The sequence below is a fragment of the Kitasatospora sp. NA04385 genome (assembly GCF_013364235.1).
Taxonomy (GTDB): Bacteria; Actinomycetota; Actinomycetes; order Streptomycetales; family Streptomycetaceae; genus Kitasatospora.
Map to the genome: position 1 here is coordinate 4313139 of NZ_CP054919.1, position 20003 is coordinate 4333141.

Annotated in this window: 19 protein-coding genes, 4 tRNA genes and 2 pseudogenes; 10 read left to right on the forward strand and 15 right to left on the reverse strand. The window is 71.4% G+C overall.

Annotation, left to right across the window (positions count from 1 at the left end):
• Positions 1-116: 116 nt before the first annotated feature.
• The 4 genes from HUT16_RS19325 to HUT16_RS19340 all read right to left on the reverse strand — a co-directional run bounded on the left by HUT16_RS19325 (position 117) and on the right by HUT16_RS19340 (position 893).
• Positions 117-190 (reverse strand) — tRNA-Phe (locus HUT16_RS19325).
• Positions 191-217: 27 nt separating this feature from the next.
• Positions 218-291: transfer RNA gene (locus tag HUT16_RS19330), tRNA-Asp, on the reverse strand.
• A 42-nt stretch (positions 292-333) separates the two neighbouring features.
• A tRNA-Glu gene (locus tag HUT16_RS19335) sits at positions 334-406 on the reverse strand.
• A gap of 145 nt (positions 407-551) precedes the next feature.
• Entirely contained in the window at positions 552-893 is a 342-nt protein-coding gene (locus HUT16_RS19340) for a metallopeptidase family protein (RefSeq protein ID WP_176192757.1), read from the reverse strand.
• A 79-nt stretch (positions 894-972) separates the two neighbouring features.
• Between HUT16_RS19340 and HUT16_RS19345 the strand changes: the two genes are divergently transcribed.
• The 4 genes from HUT16_RS19345 (at position 973) to HUT16_RS19360 (ending at position 5508) form a co-directional block, all read left to right on the forward strand.
• A complete protein-coding gene (locus tag HUT16_RS19345; protein ID WP_176189385.1) occupies positions 973-1419 on the forward strand; it encodes a CrcB family protein in 447 nt (148 codons plus the stop codon).
• 146 nt (positions 1420-1565) lie between these two features.
• Positions 1566-2114 (forward strand): hypothetical protein, encoded by a 549-nt coding sequence (locus HUT16_RS19350; RefSeq protein ID WP_176189386.1) that lies wholly within the window; start codon positions 1566-1568, stop codon positions 2112-2114.
• Between the two features lie 221 nt (positions 2115-2335).
• Positions 2336-4573 (forward strand): DEAD/DEAH box helicase, encoded by a 2238-nt coding sequence (locus tag HUT16_RS19355; RefSeq protein ID WP_176189387.1) that lies wholly within the window; start codon positions 2336-2338, stop codon positions 4571-4573.
• A gap of 116 nt (positions 4574-4689) precedes the next feature.
• Positions 4690-5508, forward strand: coding sequence for a TIGR02452 family protein (locus HUT16_RS19360; RefSeq protein ID WP_176189388.1), 819 nt, complete (start codon positions 4690-4692; stop codon positions 5506-5508).
• A gap of 132 nt (positions 5509-5640) precedes the next feature.
• Here the strand turns inward: HUT16_RS19360 and HUT16_RS19365 are convergent, their stop codons facing one another.
• On the reverse strand, positions 5641-5940 hold the full coding sequence (locus HUT16_RS19365) for a hypothetical protein (protein ID WP_176189389.1): 300 nt from the start codon (positions 5938-5940) through the stop codon (positions 5641-5643).
• 126 nt (positions 5941-6066) lie between these two features.
• Between HUT16_RS19365 and HUT16_RS19370 the strand changes: the two genes are divergently transcribed.
• Entirely contained in the window at positions 6067-7413 is a 1347-nt protein-coding gene (locus tag HUT16_RS19370) for a low temperature requirement protein A (RefSeq protein WP_176189390.1), read from the forward strand.
• A gap of 39 nt (positions 7414-7452) precedes the next feature.
• On the opposite strand, the pseudogene HUT16_RS38300 reads toward HUT16_RS19370, so the two are convergent.
• The 3 genes and pseudogenes from HUT16_RS38300 to HUT16_RS19380 all read right to left on the reverse strand — a co-directional run.
• Positions 7453-8181, reverse strand: a pseudogene (locus HUT16_RS38300) (HNH endonuclease); the annotation flags it as partial.
• Complete coding sequence (locus HUT16_RS19375) at positions 8178-8876, reverse strand: tyrosine-protein phosphatase (protein WP_176189391.1); 699 nt, start codon at positions 8874-8876, stop codon at positions 8178-8180. The pseudogene HUT16_RS38300 and the gene HUT16_RS19375, both read right to left, overlap by 4 nt.
• A 129-nt stretch (positions 8877-9005) precedes the next feature.
• Complete coding sequence (locus HUT16_RS19380; protein ID WP_176189392.1) at positions 9006-9758, reverse strand: SDR family oxidoreductase; 753 nt, start codon at positions 9756-9758, stop codon at positions 9006-9008.
• A 155-nt stretch (positions 9759-9913) separates the two neighbouring features.
• On the opposite strand from HUT16_RS19380, the gene HUT16_RS19385 reads away from it, so the two are divergent.
• Positions 9914-10531 (forward strand): transglutaminase family protein, encoded by a 618-nt coding sequence (locus HUT16_RS19385; protein WP_176189393.1) that lies wholly within the window; start codon positions 9914-9916, stop codon positions 10529-10531.
• A 1-nt stretch (position 10532) separates the two neighbouring features.
• Here the strand turns inward: HUT16_RS19385 and HUT16_RS19390 are convergent, their stop codons facing one another.
• Positions 10533-11726 carry a crosslink repair DNA glycosylase YcaQ family protein gene (locus tag HUT16_RS19390; RefSeq protein ID WP_176189394.1) on the reverse strand — a complete coding sequence of 398 codons (1194 nt, stop codon included), beginning with the start codon at positions 11724-11726 and terminating at the stop codon, positions 10533-10535.
• Positions 11727-11950: 224 nt separating this feature from the next.
• Here HUT16_RS19390 and HUT16_RS19395 point away from each other — a divergent pair, with 224 nt between their 5' ends.
• From HUT16_RS19395 to HUT16_RS19410, 4 genes are all read left to right on the forward strand, one after another.
• A complete protein-coding gene (locus HUT16_RS19395; RefSeq protein ID WP_176189395.1) occupies positions 11951-12622 on the forward strand; it encodes a nucleotidyltransferase domain-containing protein in 672 nt (223 codons plus the stop codon).
• Positions 12623-12744: 122 nt separating this feature from the next.
• Positions 12745-12817, forward strand: a tRNA-Lys gene (locus tag HUT16_RS19400).
• A gap of 547 nt (positions 12818-13364) precedes the next feature.
• The gene (locus tag HUT16_RS19405; protein WP_176189396.1) at positions 13365-14012 is read left to right on the forward strand and encodes a hypothetical protein; all 648 of its coding nucleotides are present in this window, start codon (positions 13365-13367) and stop codon (positions 14010-14012) included.
• 717 nt (positions 14013-14729) lie between these two features.
• Positions 14730-15569: an IS5 family transposase gene (locus HUT16_RS19410; protein ID WP_176189397.1), complete on the forward strand. Its 840-nt coding sequence runs from the start codon at positions 14730-14732 to the stop codon at positions 15567-15569.
• 20 nt (positions 15570-15589) lie between these two features.
• Here the strand turns inward: HUT16_RS19410 and HUT16_RS39780 are convergent, their stop codons facing one another.
• The 6 genes and pseudogenes from HUT16_RS39780 to HUT16_RS19430 form a co-directional block, all read right to left on the reverse strand.
• Complete coding sequence (locus HUT16_RS39780) at positions 15590-16426, reverse strand: endonuclease domain-containing protein (RefSeq protein ID WP_368662697.1); 837 nt, start codon at positions 16424-16426, stop codon at positions 15590-15592.
• A 159-nt stretch (positions 16427-16585) separates the two neighbouring features.
• Positions 16586-16702, reverse strand: a pseudogene (locus HUT16_RS38305) (IS5/IS1182 family transposase); the annotation flags it as partial.
• A gap of 179 nt (positions 16703-16881) precedes the next feature.
• Positions 16882-17487 carry a transposase gene (locus HUT16_RS39785; RefSeq protein WP_368662698.1) on the reverse strand — a complete coding sequence of 202 codons (606 nt, stop codon included), beginning with the start codon at positions 17485-17487 and terminating at the stop codon, positions 16882-16884.
• Positions 17370-18203, reverse strand: a complete 834-nt coding sequence (locus HUT16_RS39790; protein WP_368662699.1) for a group II intron maturase-specific domain-containing protein — start codon at positions 18201-18203, stop codon at positions 17370-17372. Before HUT16_RS39790 ends, HUT16_RS39785 begins: the two co-directional genes overlap by 118 nt.
• A complete protein-coding gene (locus HUT16_RS39795; protein WP_368662700.1) occupies positions 18188-18838 on the reverse strand; it encodes a reverse transcriptase domain-containing protein in 651 nt (216 codons plus the stop codon). The genes HUT16_RS39790 and HUT16_RS39795 overlap by 16 nt, the downstream gene beginning before the upstream one ends.
• Before the next feature lie 501 nt (positions 18839-19339).
• The gene (locus HUT16_RS19430) at positions 19340-19948 is read right to left on the reverse strand and encodes a winged helix-turn-helix domain-containing protein (protein WP_254897882.1); all 609 of its coding nucleotides are present in this window, start codon (positions 19946-19948) and stop codon (positions 19340-19342) included.
• Between the last annotated feature and the right edge of the window lie 55 nt (positions 19949-20003).

Below are 20003 nucleotides of genomic sequence, written 5' to 3' on the forward strand. Positions count from 1 at the left end.
TGCCCGCACCGTGCGCGCGGGGGAGACGGACGGGCGTACCACTGCCATTGGCGTACCGGGCCCGCCGCACACGGAAGAGGCCCCGGAGCTGCTGCTCCGGAGCCTCTTCACTGCTGTGGCCAGGGCCGGGGTCGAACCGGCGACCTTCCGCTTTTCAGGCGGACGCTCGTACCAACTGAGCTACCTGGCCGTACTGCACCGCCTCTTGCGAGACGAGCGATCCCGACGGGACTTGAACCCGCGACCTCCACCTTGACAGGGTGGCGAGCTAACCAACTGCTCCACGGGACCTCATGCGGATCGCTCCGCACAGGACCTTACTACGGTACTGCGTACCCCCAACGGGATTCGAACCCGTGCTACCGCCTTGAAAGGGCGGCGTCCTGGGCCACTAGACGATGAGGGCTTGCGGCCCTTCCGGCCGGATCATCCGGCGTTCGGGGACGTCGAGAAGCATATGGGATGCCGGGCGGGAACGCCAAAACGGTTTCCGGTGGTCGGCGCGGCGCGATGTGGCGCGGCGCGGCGCGGGTGGTCGGGAGGGGCGGGGGTCAGGACCAGCCGAGTTCGTGGAGTTCGTCGTCGTCGAAGCCGAAGTGGTGGGCGACTTCGTGGATGACGGTGGTGCGGACCTCCTCGACGGCCTGCTCGCGGGTCTCGCAGTGGCGGAGGGTCGGGCCCATGTAGACCATGATCCGGTCGGGGAGGACGCCGGCGTACCACTCGCCGCGCTCGGTGAGCGGGATGCCCTCGTAGAGGCCGAGCAGGTCGGGGGTGGCGGGGTCGGGCTCGTCCTCGACGAAGACCGCGACGTTGTCCATCATCGCGGCCAGCTGCGGCGGAATGCGGTCCAGCGCGTCGGACACCAGCGCCTCGAACTCGTCCCTGGTCATCTCCACGTGCCCCATTGTCCGAGTTCCGCTGACGGGGCGCCAGGTCATCCGGGCGGTGGCGGGTGCTTGACTTCGGAGCATGACGACGAGGAAGCCGGTGCCGCTGCTGCGCGGGCAGGGCCGGGCGGTGGCCGCGGTCTGCGCGGGCGGGGTGCTCGGGGCCTGCGCCCGGTACGGGGCGGGGCTGCTCCGGCCGACCGCGCGGGACGGCTTCCCGTGGACGACGCTGCTGGTCAACGCGGTCGGCTGCGCGCTGATCGGGGTGGTGCTGGTGGCGCTGACCGAGGGGCGGCGCGCGCCGCACCCGCTGCTGCGGCCGTTCCTGGCGACCGGCGTCCTCGGCGGGTTCACCACCTTCTCGACGTACGCGGTGGACGCGCAGCAGTTGTTCGGGCACGGGGTGCCCGGCCGGGCGCTGCTCTACCTGGCCGGGACGCTGCTGGCCGCGCTGGCCGCGGTGCGGGCGGCCGCGAGCGCGACCCGGGCGGTGCTGTCGGCGTACGGCGGGCGGGCGGGGGCGGGGTGAAGCCGGCCGCCGGCGGTGCGGGCGGGTGCGGGGGCGGTCGCGCGGTCCGGGGGTGAGCGCGGGGCTACCCGTGTCCCGGCGGGCGGCCGCGCGTTGGGCACCGGGAAAGGTGGCGGCCCCGGGCGGGCCGTGCGGGAGGTGGCGTGATGGTGGCGGGTGCGGTGGTCCGGTCGGCGCGCGGGCGGCGGACGGCGGCGGGTTCGGTGGCGGCGGCGCTGGCCGTGCTCGGACTGGGCGGGTGCATGTCGGTGGGCGCGGACGCCCCCGGCGGGGTGGTGCAGGTGAAGCCGTCCGGGACGGGCGGCCCGGCGGCCAGCGCCAAGCCGGGCGCCGGGCCGGGCGTGCGGCAGGGGGCCAGGCCGGGGGAGCACGGCGGTTCGCTGAGCCTTGACGGGGCGTCACCCGGCGCGACGCCCTCCACCGGGGCCCAGGCGCCCGGGGCCACCCCGCCGCCGGTGTCCGCGGGGGTGCCGGGCGCGCCGGTGCAGGTGCCCGCCCCGTCGGTGAGCAGCGCGGCCCCGTCCGGGACGCCGAGCGGACCGGCCACGCCCCCGTCGCCGCCCGCCTCGCCCCCGGCGGACACCTCGCCGACCCCGCAGAGCAGCCCGCCGGCGCCCTCGCACTCGGCGGCGCCGTCCGGGACGCCCAGCGGCCCCGGGCCGGAGTCGCCGAGCGGGTCGCCCTCGGCGCACTGAGCCGTCCCGGCCTTCGTTCGACCGTGCTGACCAGGGGATTTGCCTCTGATCCGGAGGCTCCCCTATGGTGGTAGATCGTTCGTTTGATCCTATTTGGCTGGCGCTCCTCATACACCTTTGAGCGCCCTTGGCGCGTTCCGGCGATCCGTGGCTGACCGCATAGAGGCGGTTTTTCAACAGACCCCCGGACTTTGGCGCGTGCCACTTCCGGAAGGTTTTGCATGTCTCTCGTTGACGACGCCCGCTTCGCCATGCCCGCGAACGGGTCCGACGCCGACTCCCTCGACACCGACACGCTGGACGCGGAGCTCGCCGAGCTGACCGACGTCGACAGCGACACCGACCTCGACGCGGACACCGACGCCGCCGAGGCCGCCGACACCGAGCCCACCATCACCTTCGGTGACCTGGGCCTGCACGACGACGTCGTCCGGGCGCTCGCCAAGCGCGGCGTCACCACCCCGTTCCCGATCCAGGCCGCGACCATCCCGGACGCGCTGGCCGGCAAGGACGTGCTCGGCCGCGGCCGCACCGGCTCCGGCAAGACCCTGAGCTTCGGCCTCCCGCTGCTGACCCGCCTCGCCGACGGCGAGCGCACCAAGGCCAAGCACCCGCGCGGCCTGATCCTGGTCCCGACCCGCGAGCTGGCGATGCAGGTCGCCGACGCGCTGGAGCCGTTCGGCTCGGTGCTCGGCCTGCGCCTGAAGGTGGTCTGCGGCGGCACCTCGATGTCGAACCAGATCTACGCCCTGGAGCGCGGCGTCGACGTCCTGGTGGCCACCCCCGGCCGCCTGCGCGACCTGATCAACCGCGGCTCCGCCAAGATGGACGAGGTCGAGATCGCCGTCCTGGACGAGGCCGACCAGATGGCCGACATGGGCTTCCTGCCCGAGGTCACCGAGATCCTCGACCTGGTGCCGGCCGGCGGCCAGCGCCTGCTGTTCTCCGCCACGCTGGAGAACGAGATCGACACCCTGGTCAAGCGCTACCTGAAGAACCCGGTCACCCACGAGGTCGACCCGTCGGCCGGCGCGGTCACCACCATGACCCACCACATCCTGGTCGTGAAGCCCAAGGACAAGGCGCCGATCACCAACGCGATCGCCGCCCGCAAGGGCCGCACCATCATCTTCGTCCGCACCCAGATGGGCGCGGACCGGGTCGCCCAGCAGCTGCTGGAGGCCGGGGTGAAGGCCGACGCGCTGCACGGCGGCATGACCCAGGGCGCCCGCACCCGGGTCCTCGGCGACTTCAAGGACGGCTACCTGAACGTGGTCGTCGCCACCGACGTCGCCGCCCGCGGCATCCACGTCGACGGCATCGACCTGGTGCTGAACGTCGACCCGGCCGGTGACCACAAGGACTACCTGCACCGCTCCGGCCGCACCGCCCGGGCCGGCCGCTCCGGCATCGTCGTCACCCTGGTGCTGCCGCACCAGCGCCGCGGCGTGTTCCGCCTGATGGAGGACGCGGGCGTGGACGCCTCGCGCCACATCCTCGACCACGCCTTCGACGCCGAGGTGGCCCGGATCACCGGCGCCCGCTCGCTGGTCGAGGTCCAGGCCGAGAGCGCGTCCGGCATCGCCGGCGCCGCCGAGCGCGAGGTCGCCGAGCTCACCCGTGAGCTGGAGCGCGCCCAGCGCCGCGCCACCGAGCTGCGCGAGGAGGCCGACCGCCTGGCCGCCCGCGCCGCCCGCGAGCGCGCCGACCTGGGCATCGAGGACGAGGAGCCGGCCGCCGAGGCCGACGCCGAGGCCCCCGTCGCCGCTGCCGTCGAGACCGAGCCGGTCGCGGCCGCCGCCGTCGCCGAGGAGCGCGCCCCGTCCTACCGCGAGGCCCGCAGTGAGCGCCCGGCCTACAACAACCGTGACCGCGGCGACCGTGAGCGTGGCGGTTTCAACCGTGACGACCGTGGTGGTCGTTCCTTCGGTGGCGACCGTGAGCGCGGTGGCTTCAACCGTGACGACCGTGGTGGTCGTTCCTTCGGTGGCGACCGTGAGCGTGGCGGTTTCAACCGTGACGACCGTGGTGGCCGCTCCTTCGGTGGCGACCGCGAGCGCGGTGGCTTCAACCGTGACGACCGCGGCGGCCGCTCCTTCGGTGACCGTCCGGCCCGCTCCTTCGGCGACCGTGACCGTGGCGAGCGTGGCGGTTTCAACCGTGACGACCGTGGTGGTCGTTCCTTCGGTGGCGACCGTGAGCGCGGTGGCTTCAACCGTGACGACCGTGGTGGCCGCTCCTTCGGCGACCGTGACCGCGGCCAGGCCGGTGGCGGCAGCCGTCCGTTCGCGCGGCGCGACGACCACCGTGCCGGTGGGCGCCCGCAGGGCGGTGGCTTCAACCGTGACGACCGTGGCGGCCGCTCCTTCGGTGGCGACCGTGAGCGCGGTGGCTTCAACCGCGACGACCGCGGCGGCTACAACGGTGGCGGCGACCGCAAGCCGCGCTGGAAGAACTGACCTGCCGCAGGCAGTGCGATCCGGGCCCGTTCCACTTCGGTGGGGCGGGCCCGCCCGCGTTCCCGGGGGTGAAAATCGCTGGTGGGCAAGGGAGTTGGCGGTTAGCGTGCCGGAGCATGAGCAGTAGGCAGAAGGCCGTGGCCGCGCAGAACGAGCAGATCGCCGACCAGGGCGAGTACCGGAGCCCGAGCGGGGCGGTGGTGCGGATCGCCGAGGAGCTGGCCGAGGCCCGGGCCGGCACGGTGTCGTACCCGGCGGACGTGGAGTTCGGACCGGCCCCGGGGCCGTCGGCGGCCGGGGCGGTGGTCGAGGTGACTGACGAGGGCAGCATGCAGGCCGCCCGGCGGCTGGTGGGGGACGGCGGGCGCGGCGTCGCGGTGCTGAACTTCGCGTCCGCGCGCAACCCCGGCGGCGGGTACCTGCGCGGCGCCAAGGCCCAGGAGGAGGACGTCTGCCGCTCCTCGCTGCTGTACCGCTGCCTGCTGGAGGCCCCGGACTACTACGCGGCGCACCGCGCCTCCACCGACCTGCACTACAGCCACCGGGTGATCTGGTCGCCCGGCGTGCCGGTGATCCGGGACGACCGGGGGGAGCTGCTGGAGCGCACCCACCGGGTCGGCTTCCTGACCTCGCCCGCGCCCAACGCGGGCCAGCTGGTGCTGCGTTCGCCCGGGCGGAGGTTCGACCTCGGCCCGGTGCTGGCCGAGCGGGCCGGGCGGGTGCTGGCCGTCGCGGCCCGGCACGGCGCCCGGGAGCTGGTGCTGGGCGCGTGGGGCTGCGGGGTGTTCCGCAACGACCCGGCGGAGGTGGCGGACACGTTCGGGCAGGCCCTGGACGGGTGGGGCGCGGCCTTCGACCGGGTGGTGTTCGCGGTCTGGGACCGCGACCGGCCCTCGGCGAACCGGACGGCCTTCGAGCGGCGGTTCGGCGGCTGAACCCGGCGGGCCGTCGCCTTGGCGAACCCGGCGAATCCGGTGGCCGGGCACGGCCGCGGCTCCCCGGTGCTCCCGCGCTCCTGCGTGCCCCCGCGTGCCTCGCGCGCTGTCGAGCCGGTGCGCGGCCGGGCGTCAGTCGCCGGTGGCCAGCGCGGAGGCGGCGGCCACCACGCCCGTCACCGACAGCACGGCCGGCCAGGCGCCGATCTTCTTCGCCAGCGGGTGCGAGCCGCCGAACGCCGCCAGGTACAGCGTGGTCAGCCCCGCGGCGGCCGGCACCCCCGACCGGCGCCCCCAGCGCACCGCGGCGGTCGCCCCGGCGGCGGCCAGCACCGCGCCGCCCAGTTCGCGCCGACCACTGAACCGCGCGGTCGCGTACCCGCCGATCAGCCCGGCGGCGGCGACTGCGGCGGTGGCGGGGAAACGGGCCATGGGACGGACTCCTTCACGACGGCGGACCGGCTCGGCCGGTGGACGCACCGGTGGACGCACCGTCCACGGTAACGCTCCTAACGAGCCGCCCGCCGTGCGGGGAACGGGGATTGGGATACTCGGGCGGTGACCGATCGAGAGCTTGCACCGACGGGGGACGGGGAGCTGCGGGCAAGCCCGCTGGAGCTCTTCTTCGACCTGGTCTTCGTCTTCGTCATCACCCAGCTCACCGCGAGCCTGGCCCACCACCTCACCCCGGGCGGCCTCGCCCGGGTGCTGGTGATGCTGGCGGTGATCTGGTGGATGTACGACGCCTACATCTGGGTGGCCAACGCCGTCCCGCCGCGCACGGCCGGGCAGCGGGCGCTGATGCTGCTGGGAATGGGCTGCTTCCTGGTGATCGCGCTGAGCGTGCCGCGGGCCTTCGAAGGCGGCGGGGAGATCTTCGGCTGGGCGTACCTGCTGGTGATCGCCGTGCACACCGGGATGTTCGCCACCGCCGGGGTCCGGCCCGGGGCGGTGGCCCGGATGGGCGCGCTCAACCTGCTCGGGGCCGGGCTGGTGATCACCGGCGGCTACCTCCGCGGCGGGCCCGAACTGCTGCTCTGGACGGCCGCGTTCGGCCTCCAGCTGGCCATCCCGTACCTGGTCGACCTGCCGCGCTTCCAGCTGCGCGCCGACCACTTCGTGGAGCGCCACGGGCTGGTGGTGATCGTGGCCTTCGGCGAGTCGGTGATCGCCATCGGGGTCGGCATCGACGGGGCCGAGCTGACCCCGGCGCTGATCGGCGCCGCGATGCTCGCGCTGGCGGTCTGCGTCGGCCTGTGGTGGGCGTACTTCGGCGCGGACGACGACGAGCACGCCGTCCGTGCGATGGCCCGGCTCGACGACGCGCAGCGCAACCTGACCGCCATCAAGGTCTACAACCTGGGCCACTACGCGCTGTTGCTGGGGGTGATCCTGTTCGCCACCGGCGCCAAGACCGCCACCGCGCACCCGACCGAGCCGATCCACCTGCCCGAGGCGCTCGCCCTGGCCGGCGGTGTCGCGCTCTTCCTGGGCGCCAACACCGCCGCCCGCCGCATCCTCGCCTTCGGCACCGGCCGGTTGCGCCTGCTGGCCGCCGCATTGGTCCTGGCCGCCGTCCCGCTCGGCATCCGGATCAGCCCGCTCGCCCAACTCGCCTGCACCGTCGTGGTCCTGGCGCTGGTCTTCGCGGTGGAGAGCCGCTCGGCGGGCCTGAACGCGAACGCGGATACCGACACGGATACCGACGCGGAGACGGGCGGCGGGTCGACGGCCGGGCGGCCGACCGCCGGACGGCCGTCAGGCGCGGAAGACGTGATCGGTGTGCCAGCCGACGTACTCCGGCCGGACCCGGAACACGGCCTTCGAGGGCTGTCGCACCGGGGCCCCGTCGAGCTCGGCGACCAGCGTGCCCCCGTGGCCCTGGCCGCCGACGAAACGGGGTGACACCCTCAGCGTCAGCTCCTCGCTCAGCCCGAGCACCCCGTAGTCGAACAGCGCGTGGTGCAGGCCGCACAGGGCGATCCCGTTCTGCACCACGTCCGGCCCGCCGCTGGCGTGTGCGTGGACGTGGGCGGCCTGCACGCCCACCGGGGTGCCGTCGAGCAGGCCGCCGAACCCGCAGACGGCGCAGGCGTATCCGTACAGCGGGAGGACCGCGCGGGCGAACCCGCTGTCGCGGACCCGCCGGTACTCCTGCCGGTACCGGGGCTCGGCGGGCGGTAGGGCCTCCTGGAGGGACTGCTCCAGGGCGCTGCCGGTGCCGCTGCCGCCGACCTTGGCGAGCAGCAGGGTGCGCACCCGGGCCCGGACGTCCCGGTCGCCCAGCAGTTCCTCGACCGCCGGGTGCAGGCGGCCGCGGGCGCCCAGTTCGAGCAGGCGGCGGTGGCCGACCTCCTTCGGCAGCGGCTCGGAGAACGCGTCGGTGACCGTCCACAGCTCCTTCTCCAGGAGTTGGAACGGCAGCGCGGCCCGTTCCCCGTCCGGGGTCGCCACGGTCCTGGTGTGCTGGGCGATCAGTCGGCCGACCGGCTCCGCGGCCTCCTCGTACGAGGTCTCGGTGGTGCCGGACACGGCGAGCCGGTGGTCGATCAGCCAGAGCAGCAGCAGCGGCTTGTGCGGGGCGCTGCCGCCGCCGCGCAGGCCGGAGCGGTTCAACGTGTCCAGGAGGGCCAGCAGGGCGGGCCCGGTGAGCGGGACGCCGGCCGCCGTCATGCCGGGCCCATCGCGCGGAGTGCGGTGATCTCGGCGTCGGTGGCGCCGTGGTCGCGGAGGTAGGCGTCCAGGGAGCCGTGGCGGGTGGTGGCGTGGTCGAGGGCGGCGTGCAGGTGGGCGGCCTCGACCGGGCGGGACAGCCGCTCCACCCCCGCCGCGTCGTAGTAGGGGATGGGGCCGCGGTCCAGACCCAGGCCGGGGTTGGAGCGCAGGAAGTCGGCGGTGACGCCTTCGAGCGGCAGGCCCGCCAGGGTCTGCAGGACGGCGACGGTCAGGCCGGTGCGGTCCTTGCCGACGGCGCAGTGCACCAGCAGCGGGGCGCCGGTGGCCAGGGCGCGGACGGCGGCGGCGACGGCGATGCCGCCGGTCTCGGCCATGAACGGGTACAGCGCGGCCTGGTCCTCGGGCCAGGCCCGGTCGGTGGTGGCCGGGTCGGGCAGCAGCGGCAGGTGCAGGTAGTCGACGCCGTCCGGCAGCCGGTCGGGGTACTGCGCGACCTCCGGGGAGCTGCGCAGGTCGAGGACGGTGCGGACGCCGAGCTCCGTGAAGCGCCGCAGGCCCTCGTCGGTGAGGCGGTTGAGGGTGGCCGAGCGGTAGAGCAGCCCGGGGCGGTAGACGCCGGCCCCGGCGTCGCGGAGGTTGGGGACGTCGGGGATGTCGAGGAACGGAGCGGCGGCGATCTCGGTCTCGGTCATGCGTTCCACGGTAGGGGCAGGGACGGACGCCGGGCCGGGCCGTTCACCGAACCGGTACCGAGCGCGCGGATCGGTCGGCGGCGGTCGGTGCCGCGCCGGTGCCCCGCCGGGGTCGGTGTCGCGCCGGGGTCAGCGTCCGCCGGCCGCGTCCAGGAAGGCGCCGGTGACGTACGAGGCGGCGGGGGAGAGCAGGTACAGGATGGTCTCGGCGATCTCCTCGGGCTGACCGCCGCGCCCCATCGGCAGGTGGGGGCCGATCCGGTCGACCCGGCCGGGCTCGCCGCCGAGGGCGTGGATGCCGGTGTGGATCAGGCCCGGGCGGACGGCGTTGACCCGGATGCCCTCGGCCGCGACCTCCAGGGCCAGGCCGGTGGTCATCGAGTCCAGCGCGCCCTTGGACGCCGCGTAGTCGACGTACTCGTGGGGCGAGCCGAGCCGGGACGCCGCCGAGCCGACGTTGACGATCGCCCCGCCCCGGCCGCCGTACCGGGTGGACATCCGGCGCACCGCCGCGCCCGCGCACAGGAACGGGCCGGTGATGTTGGCGGCCCAGATCCGGTTCAGCCGGTCCTCGTCGAGCTCGTCCAGCCGGCACTGCTTCTCCAGCGTGCCCGCGTTGTTCACCAGCGCGGTGAGGGTGCCGAGTTCGCGGTCGACCGCCTCGAAGAGCCCGTCCACCCCGGCGGTGTGCGAGACGTCCGCCCGGACGGCGATCGCGGTGCCGCCGGCGGACCTGATCCGCTCCACCACGGCGTCCGCCGACTCCCGGTCGCTGCGGTAGTTGACGCACACCCGGTAGCCGCGCCCGGCGGCGAGCAGCGCGGTGGCCGCCCCGATGCCGCGACCGCCGCCGGTGACCACCAGCACCTCGTCCTGCGCCATGCCGCCGCTCCTCCGCCCGTCCGCTGTCCCGCTGGTCAGCTGGTCAGCTGTCCCGCTGTTCCGTCTGTCCGTCCACGATGCGTGTGGTCCCGACCGTAGCCCATCGGGTGAAATCCCTTTGCGGGCCGTGCGGTCGGCGGCCGAGCATCACTGCCATGGATCTCTCCGTCTCCCCCCACGGCCCGCTGCTGGCCGAACTGCCCGACCCGGCCGCGTACCTGGCCGCCGACGAGGTCGTCGACCACGACCACCCCGCGATCGTCGCGCTCGCCGCCGAGCTGCGGCAGCCGGACCCGGTGCGGACCGCCGAGGCGGCGTTCGCGTACGTCCGCGACCGGATCGACCACTCGGCGGACGTGGGCCATTGGTCGGCCGCCTACCGGGCCTCCGACGTGCTCGCGGCCGGGAACGCGATCTGCCACGGCAAGTCGCACCTGCTGGCCGCGCTGCTGCGCGCCAACGGCATCCCGGCGGGCCTGTGCTACCAGAAGCTGGAGGTCCTGCACGGGCTCAACGGCGTTCTGCTTCCCGGTAGTTCGTGGTGGGTGCGGCTGGACGGCCGGGGCAACCGGAACGGCGCCGACGGGCACTTCGCCACCACCCCCGCCGAGGAGCGGCCCGCCTGGGCCAACGATCCGGCGCTCGGCGAGCACCACTACACCACCGTGTACGTCACTCCGCCGAAGCTGCTGCTGGACGGCCTGCGGGCGGGCGTCCCGAACTCGGTCGGCTACGGCTACCTGCCGCGCGAAATGCCGGACCCGGAGCGGTAGTTCACTCCTTTCGGGGCGCGGCGCGCAGCGCGGCCAGCTTCGGTGCCCGGCTCCGCGGCGAGTCCGGGCCCGCGGCCCGGGCGTCGCCGAGGTCCTCGCGGACGAAGGACTCGGCGGCTTCGAGCGCGGCCCGCAGGGCGGCGTCCATCGGCACGAACAACTCGTGCACCAGCTCCCGACGTTCGGGGTCGTACTCCCAGAAGCCGACGATCCGGCCGCGGTCCACCACCAGGTGGGTCGGCGGGTCGGCCTCCGCGCCCAGGACCCGCCCGGTCCGGGACGCCGGGACGGGCCGGTCCGCGTCCCGCGGGTCGACCAGCCGGGACAGGTCGCGGCGCAGCAGGTGCAGGCCGTCGGTGGCCGCCAGCAGGGCGTACGCGGGTTCGGACGGAACGGTGAACTCCGCGAACTCACCGGCCAGTTCGGACGGCAGCAGCAGTTCGGTGCCGGGCAGCGCGACCAGTTCCAGCGGGGCCAGTGCGGCCTTCGCGGTCGCGGCGCCGAACCCGGAGAACCGGCGGAACTGCCGCACCGAGGCCGGGGCCGCCCAGGCGAAGTACCGCCGGGCCAGGTCGGCGGCCTCGCCGTGCACCGGCCGGTCCCAGCCCAGGTACCCGTGCCGCTGGTGGTCCAGCCGGCCGTCGACCGGCACCCGGCGGGCCAGGCCGCGCGAGCGCAGCAGCCCCAGCGCCAGCGGCAGGGTGCTCGCCACCCCGCGCCGACGGCCCGCGTCCCCCAGCGGGCGCACCGCCGGGCCGGCCTGCACGTACAGCTCGGCCGAGGTCAACGGCACGGTGGGGGACAGCAGTTGGGCGAGCGTCAGACAGAGCTGCTCGATCTCGTCCCGGGTCACCCCGAGCTGCCGCACCGCCGCGCCCAACTCCGTCTCCGTCGCGCCCGCGCCCGCGGCCAGGCCCAGCGCGAAGTCCTCGGCCGGCAGCAGGTACGACCGGCCCCGGGCGGCCGGCAGCTCCTGCACCTCCAGCGCGGCCAGCGCCGCGTCCACCTCCGCCCGCCGCAGCCCCGCCCGGGCGAACAGTCCGAGGTACGGCGCCGACCCGCCCCCCGTCCGGGCCCACCCCGTCGCCGCCAGCACCTGCGCCGCGGACGCCCCGCGGTGCCGCCCGCCGTCCAGCCACTGCCGGTGCGCCCACCAGGCACGCAGCTTCGCCGCGGGGACCTCGCCGTTCGCCATGCGCCCAGTATCGGCGCGGGTCCGCCCCACGACCGGTAACCCGGGCCCGAGTCGGCCGGTACGCCGGGCACCGCCTCCCGGGCCCCGCCTCCCGGGCCCTGCCTCCCGGCCGGAAATCGCTCGCGCGAACGGCCCGGCCCGGGACACACTGCCACTCCTGCCCGCACCTTCCCCGTCCGCACCGCACCCGCACCCGTCCGCGACCGCCGAGGAGGCGTCCGCCCGTGAACGTCCTGCTCTCCGGCATCGTCGGCTCCACCGCGTACGGCTTGGCGCACGCCGGCTCCGACCTCGACCGGCTCGGCCTGTTCGCCGCGCCCACCGTCTCCTTCCACGGCCTGCACCGCCCCGCCGAGTCGCACGTCACCACCCGCCCCGACCGCACCCTGCACGAGGCCGCCAAGTGGTGCCGGCTGGCCCTCAACGGCAACCCGACCGCCACCGAACTGGCCTGGCTCCCGGACGAGTTGTACGAGGTCCGGACGCCGCTCGGCGAGGAGCTGATCGGCCTGCGGGAGTCCTTCCTGTCCGGCCCGGCGGTCCGGCGCGCCTACCTGGGCTACGCCGACCAGCAGTTCCGCAAGCTCACCGCCCGCGACCGCACCGACCCGGCCGGCCGCACCAGGGCCGCCAAGCACGCCCGGCACCTGGTCCGCCTGGTCCGCCAGGGCGTCACCCTGCACGAGACCGGCCGACTGGAGATCCGGCTCCCCGACCCCGAGCGGGTCCGCGCCCTCGGCGAGCGCTACGCCGACCGCCCCGAGGAGGCCGTCACCCTCCTCGCCGACGCCGAGACCCGCTTCGACCGCCCCGGCGTCCTCCCCGCCGCCCCCGACGAACGCCCCGCCGAAGCCTGGCTCCACCGCGTCCGAGCCGCCCACCTCCCCCCGGCCTGACCCCCCGCCACCTGCGGCCCCGCACCCGCGCGACCCGCCCGGCAATCCACTGGTCATCCCCCACCGAGCACCAGGTAGGATCACCCCGGCAGGCACTGTCCCACCCGGTCCACGCCTGCCGCGGGCCGCTAGCTCAATTGGCAGAGCTGCGGACTTTTAATCCGTAGGTTCAGGGTTCGAGCCCCTGGCGGCCCACTGCACCGAGACCCAGGTCAGACCCCAACTGACCTGGGTCTTTGCATTTCTGACGCTTCATCCGTGCCCGCTGCTGGCCCTGAAATGTGCCCGATATGTCCCACTGCGGGGATAGAGCGGGGATAACGCCCCCGATTCGCCCCCGCAGACCCCCTTTCCACCCACCTACAGGCCAGTCCACGTGCGTCCAATCCCAGTCCGATTCCTCACTGAACGTGGCTACGCCGAGGGCTCCGCTAGCTGTCCCCCGCCCCGGCGACCGGGGCGTCTTCGCCGGGTTCACGAGGAAGCTCGGCAGTGCCGGTCACGATGTCCTCATCCGGCCGGGCCGACGGAGCGTCGAAGCGCAACCCCTCGGGGGCCATCGGGAGACCCGCCAGCAGAATCGCGCGGGCTCGCTGCTCAACTCCGCGACTGTGGGACTCGCCGACCTGCGGGGCCTCGGCAGCGAGTAGCACGCCGGTTGGTCCCTGGGTTGGTTCCTCCCACTCGGCGCTTTCCCGAAGTCGCTCATACGCTCGGAAGAGCGCCCACGGAGGAGGAGAGCATGGCCGATGGAACGGACGACGTACCGCAGTGGCCGGCGGTGTGCCATGATCGCGGCCACGACCTGACCGGCGTGCCGCCCAGCGAGCCGTGCCCGGAGTGCGGCGACACCAACCGCAAGTACCTGGTGACCCCGGAGCCGGATACCGTGACGGCGGTCGAGAAGGCGGGCCTGGAGATCGAGTACCTCCTTGAGCGGTCATGGCGTGAGCAGTGGGGCAGGCTCCTCGACGACCTTGCCGCGATGGAACGACTCGCTGACGGCATCGGAGAGCGCCCGCTTGATCCACGAGAGGTCGTCGACGCGTTTTGCGCGGAGTGCTACATCCTCAAGGAGTGGCTTAGGAGGGACCCCGCCGTCCCCCAGAAGGCCCAGAACGGCGTGAACAAGTTCGCCGCGGAGAGCACCGCGATTCACCTCGCATGCAACATCCACAACACGCACAAACACTACGGCCGCGATCCGGGATACACGACCGCGGCAGTGTCCCCTGTGAGCATCCCCGACGGTGTCCGGGTGTCCTGGACGATCACGTGGGACAAGCCCGACGGAACTTCGGGCACCACGGACGCCCTAGAGATGGCGCGAGGGGCTATTGCTGACTGGCGTTCGTACTTCGCAGCGTACGGCCTGTCCGAGTCCGAGTAGCGGCGGCCAGCTCACCCGCCGGTCATGGTGCCGAATCCGCACGCGCACACATCCGGCCCCGAGGGCCTGGCCGGCGTGATCCCGGTAAGGGCCTGCCCCGTGGTGGGACCAGTTTGACGGCTGACGCCCCGCCACCGATCACCGACGACGGGCGTGGGGATTTGCGCAGATCCTCATCACCACCCGATCTGGGCCGATCAGGGCTTCGCCGACTTCCTCGTGGGGTGGGCCCGCGTAATCCTCGGCCGCGAGCTGGAGATCGTGCGCACGGCCCCGAACCAACGCGGATTCCAGGTCCAGCCCAAGGGTTGGGCCTTGGAGCGCACCTTCTCGTAGATCACCGCGTGCCGGCGTCTATCCCGTAACTACGAGCAGCAGCTCGTCCGCTACGAGACCATGATCCGCTGGACGATGATCGCCATCATGATCCGCCGACCCATCCGAGGCGAGCCGACCCGGCGACCAGGCACGCGATCGCTTTCACGCACCAACCCGTGAGATCTCAGAGGGTGTTTACACCGCTTCTAATAGGATTTCGGGTGATTTGCTCTTCGGGTTCGATGTGACTGCTGATACTCAAGGGGTTGGCGATGCTGGAGAGATGACGAGGCCGTGGTCTTGCCCGTCGTCCTCCTGTTTCATCCCAAGGCGCCGGTTGTGTGTGGTGTGCTTCGCGCGCCGGTAAGCGCGCCCGGCCCGGGCGGGTAGTTCGTCATCGTGCCTGAACGCCGCCGCTACCCAAGTGATCTCTCCGATGCCCGCTGGGCCCTGGTCGAGCCGGTTCTGGCCGCGTGGCGGGCCGAGCGCCGCGGCCGGGGCCTGGACATCGGACGACCACCGGACCACGATCTGCGGAGCCTGCTTGACGCGGTCCTGTATGTGAACCGCACCGGCATCCCCTGGCGCTACCTGCCCCACGACTACCCGCACTGGAACACCGTCTACGCCTACTTCGCCCGTTGGCAGGCCGAAGGCGTCTTCGACCAACTCAACAGCCTGCTCAGGCGTCAAGTCCGCCGCCAGGAGGGCCGCCAGGAGGAACCGAGCGCCTGCGTCATCGACTCGCAGAGCATCAAGACCTCGGTGAACGTTCCCGCCACCGGGCAGGGCATCGATGCCGGCAAGAAGATCGTCGGACGCAAGCGCAGCATCGTCATCGACACCATCGGCCTGCTCCTGGGAGTGCTGGTCACCGCCGCGAGCGTGCAGGACTCCATCGCCGGCCAAACTCTGATCGAGCGGGTCGCCGCCGACCACCCCAGCGTCCGCAAGACCTGGGTCGACGGCGGCTACCGCCAGCACCTCGTCGAACACGCCGCCACCCTCGGCATCGACATGCACATCGTCCGCCGTGACCCCACCACCACGGGATTCACCGTCCTGCCCCGGCGCTGGACCGTCGAGAGAACACTCGGCTGGCTCATGAACCACCGCCGCCTCGCCCGCGACTACGAAGCACACCCACACCGCTCCGAAGCCATGATCCACCTCGCGATGATCAACCTCATGACCCGCTGGCTCACCCACGAAGCCACACCAACCTGGCGCGACCCCTGAACCACCACCAGTCAGACAATTCAGGACGAAACAACGGGACGAAACGCCCTCTCAGATGCGACCTGATTAAGTTGACGTGCGGGCGGATTGGAAATATAAGAGTTCAGGTGCAATGAATCTTGAAATCTAGAAGGCAGCGTCTCGTATTTGCCAAGCATGGTATTGCAGCTGGTGCACAGAAGCCCGCGAATGCACTTTCCGCAGCTGCCGCCATTTACCTGGCAGCATCCATGAAAGTGGTCAATTGCCAGACGCTTGCCATCCGCACTGGAATCTCGCCCACAGATAGCACACCCCGCATTCTGAAATGCGAGAATATCCGCATATTGCTGTGGCGTGATATTGAATCTCCGCTTCAAGTTGTAAGTCCAGTTGCAACGGGCACAGTCACGCTTGAGGCCGTCGGCGGATTTGTCATGCTTATAGTATTCAGAGTTCGGCTTGACCAATTCGCAAGAAATGCACCTCTTCTTCGATCCATCAGAGCGATAGTCTTTATATTTTCTGATCGGACGAAGATATCCGATACGATTCGTCCCCCTCAGTTGCCCATAATGCGCGGCGCACCACTCTCGGGACTTTCGGGGGCTCAGGCACTCCCATTCCCCATATCCCTCGCCGGCAAGCTCATGAGAATTCCGCGCCGCGCAAATAGAATTTGGATAAGACCGAGGTCGAGCGGCGACGAGCACCTTGCCAGAATTGGCCTGCTGATAATGCGCACCGCATAGCATTTTAGCGTGGTATTTAACCTCGCGATCACACTCCCATCCTTCCCCTTCTGCGACACACTTGAGAAAGATCAACCGAAGAGCCTCGGGCATTCTCGCTCCAAAATATGAAATTAATTCAAGCATCCAAGCTAGTAATGTCTTGGTCGAATGTGGTGCCAGCTACCGAGGTGCAAGGTAAGGCACAGCTCTGACACTGGCACTTGGCCCTGCTCGCCGGGCCGGGTCGCCTCGGGTGGGACGGCGGATCATGGTGTCGGAGCGGGCGGTCTGTTGCTCGTAGTCTCGCGCGAGGCTGCGATGAACGGTGATCCACGAGAAGGTGCACTCCACGGCCCAACGCTTGGGCTGGACCTAGAGTCCGCGCTGGTCCGGGGCCTTGCGCACGGTCTTTACTGAACTTGAATTCGTGATGTCGATCAGCCGTCGAGGGTCAGGCCGGTGCCGGTCAAGCAGCCGTCGACCAGGTCCCGGCGGTACTGGCTCTGCTTGAGTCTGCGTTTGATGGCACGGGTGATCTGGCCGAGGTCGGCTGCGGCGAGGTTGCCGATGTCGCGCTTGACCAGCGACCAGATCCCCTCTTACGGGTTCAAGTCCGGTGAGTAGCTCGGAAGTTGGAAGACAATGAGCCAGGCCGCGTGGTCGGCGATGAACTGGCGTATCGGTTCGACCAGGTGCATGCGCAGGTTGTCCCACATGAGCACGATCGGGCGGCCGAGCTGGATGTGTGCTCTGACCAGCAGGTCGCGCCAGCCGATGCCCTTCGGCTCGCCTTTGCGGCCCCGGTACTCGCGGACCGAGTAGAACATCCGGGACCGCTTGCCCGGCTTGTAGCAGGTCAGCCCGGTCATGGACACCCGGCCTGATCCTCGGCCGCGCACCCTCGCCACCGGCGTGCGGCCCTTGCGTCCCCAGGTTCTCGCGCGCGGCGGCGTCATCGACTGGCCGGCTTCGTCGCTGAGTAGGCCCGGGGCGCGGTGCCGGGATTGCTCCCGGCCCGTTTCCCCGGACCTCTCGCCGAACCCGCCGTGCGCCTCTCGACGCAACGGGCTCTCCACGGTCTCTGCCGTCAGGTTGTCGTGCTGGTCCAGGGGTTGGGAATCGTGTTGCCGCGGTAGCGATACCGGGTGACCGGGATCGCGCTGGTCTTCCGCAACTCGATCTCGCCCGCGCTGATCGGCAGCCACCGCCCGGTGGGGGTGGTGAGCCGTCTGCGGACGTCCGACCAGTTCCAGTGATGCCGCTCTTGCAGCATTCGGATCACTCGCCACCAGACGAGGTTGTCCAGCTTGCTGAAGGTGCGCTTCGCAACGGCATGCCTGAAGTAGTTGGCCCATCCGTGGGTGACCCTGTTCAGATTGGTCAGCACCACGGCCAGGTCCTGCTGCGATGTTCTGTGGGTGAGGGTGCGGATCTTCGCCTTCACCGACTGGACGGGCCGGTCGGCGATGAAGGTGTAGACGTACCACTTGTCCGTTCCGCGTTTGCGGCGCCACTGGATGTGGAACCCCAGGAAGTCGAACCCCTCGCTCAGGTGCACCAGTTGGGTCTTGGCTTCCGAGAGCCGCAACCCCATCGGCGCGATGACCTGGGCGATCTCCTCGCGCAGTGCCTCGGTGTCCTGCCTGGTCCCGTGGACCAGGACGACGAAGTCGTCCGCGTAGCGCACCAGTCGCCACGAGGGCAGGCCCTTGGCCCGACGCCGCCAGCGCCAGGAACTGGTGGACAACTCCCCGCCGCTCTCCCATGCCCGGTGCAGGTGCTCATCGAGCACCGACAGGGCAATATTGGCCAGCAGCGGGGACAGGATGCCCCCTTGCGGCGTGCCACTGAAGGTCTCCTGCTGTTCGCCGAGCTCCGTAAGGAGACCGGACTTCAGGAACGCCTTCACCAGCGCCAGCACCCGCTTGTCCTTGACCGCTTCCGGACCCGGTCCATCAGCGCGACGTGGTCGACCTCGTCGAAGCACGCCGCGATGTCCGCGTCCAGCACCCAGCGATAGCCGCAGGTGCCATAGAAGTGGATCTCGGCAATCGCGTCCTGAGCACGCCGCTTGGGCCGGAAGCCGTAGGAGACCGGCTTGAAGTCGGCCTCGAAAATCGGCTCCAGCACCAGCTTCAGCGCGGCCTGGACGACCCGGTCGGCGACCGTGGGAATCCCCAACCGCCGAACCTTCCCCGACCCGCCCGGCTTGGGAATCTTGCGCTCCCGAACCGGGAGCGGACGGAACGAGCCCTGTCTGAGCTGAGCCCGTAGGTCGTCCAGGAATCCGGGGACCCCGAACCGTTCCTCGACGTCGGCGGCTGTCAGGCCGTCCACGCCAGCAGTGCGGGCTCCCCGGTTGCCAGCGACCCGGTCGAATGCCGCGATCAGCGTCGCCGGGTCGTGCACGAGGTTGAACAGATCATCGAACCGGCGGCCGGCATCGGCCGCCGCCCAACGGTGAAGCTTGGCCTGCATCTCCGATACCCGCTGGCGCGGACCCATAGGGTCCGCCTCCAACGGAGCGCCGCTGTTCAGCGGTGCGTCTTTCGGCATTGCAGTCTCCTTCCCCTCTCGATACCGCTGCCGCCCTTCCCCATGTGCGCGGGCTCTCCTCGGCTCGGAGTACTACGGCGGCTCCGCCCCACCCGGACCGTTCGGCGGTCGATGCGCCTATCCCCAGCCGGGCACTGGCCGTGCACGACAGGGGAGTTGAGACCGGATGGTTCCCGTGTTCACTGTGATTCGCTCGTTGGAGTAGGAGCCCGACTGTGTCCCTGCGGCATCGCCACGAGTACGCCGTAGACCTTCCTCGGGGCCTCCCGAACGGCTTCGAAATACCGGCCAAGGAGTTCCCCACCACCACCAGGCGACGAGTGCGCACCGCTTCCGGCCCAGATCCGCCAGGTTCGAGCCGGTGTAATCGTTAAGAGACGTAAAGACGCCGGTTCCTCGCGTACTCCTCTCCATCCCGCTCGCCGGACCCGCACCATCTGGCAGTACTGGCACGTCCCGGCTTTGTCAGGGCCGCTCCCGCCCTCCCCGGCATCACCCGGATCAGGCTGCCCTCAGCTCCACCTCCCTGCTACGACAGGTCAGCGGTGAAGGTCTCTCACCTCCACACGAATCACAGCGCCTCACGGCGCAACTCGAAGACGATCCAGCCGTTGCACGCCGCCGCGGTTGTCTTACCAGCGGCCAGGTCTCCTTCCTCCAGGCCTCGGCCGCCGCGTCGTTGCGCTCGATCGCCCGCCGGGCGGGCTGCTGCCAGGACCAGCCGTGTCGCTTCAGCAACTGCCAGGTGCCCTCCACCGTGTAGCTCACGTGGAACAGCCGGCCGATCAGCGTCTTCACCCGGGCCAGCGTCCACCGCTGGTCGGCCCAGCCGTAGACCAACGGTCCCCGATCCGACTCCCTTTCCAGCCTGGCGATCTGCGCGGCGCTGAGCCGGGGGCGCCCAGGCGATCCCTTCGACAGGACCCCCGCTTCACCGCGTTCGCGCCATTGGGCGCGCCACCGCTCCACCGACCGCTCACTGACCCGCAGCGCGGCGGCGATCTCCCTGTTCCCCTGTCCGCCCTCGAAGCGTTCCACAGCCTGCAGCCGAACTCGCTCCCGCGCAGCTCTCCCAGCGTCGGTCAGCCCGCCGCCCTGTGCGTATCTCACGATCCTGGGCTACCGGAACGGACCGGCCACCGTCAGGCGAACGGCTCCGACATCA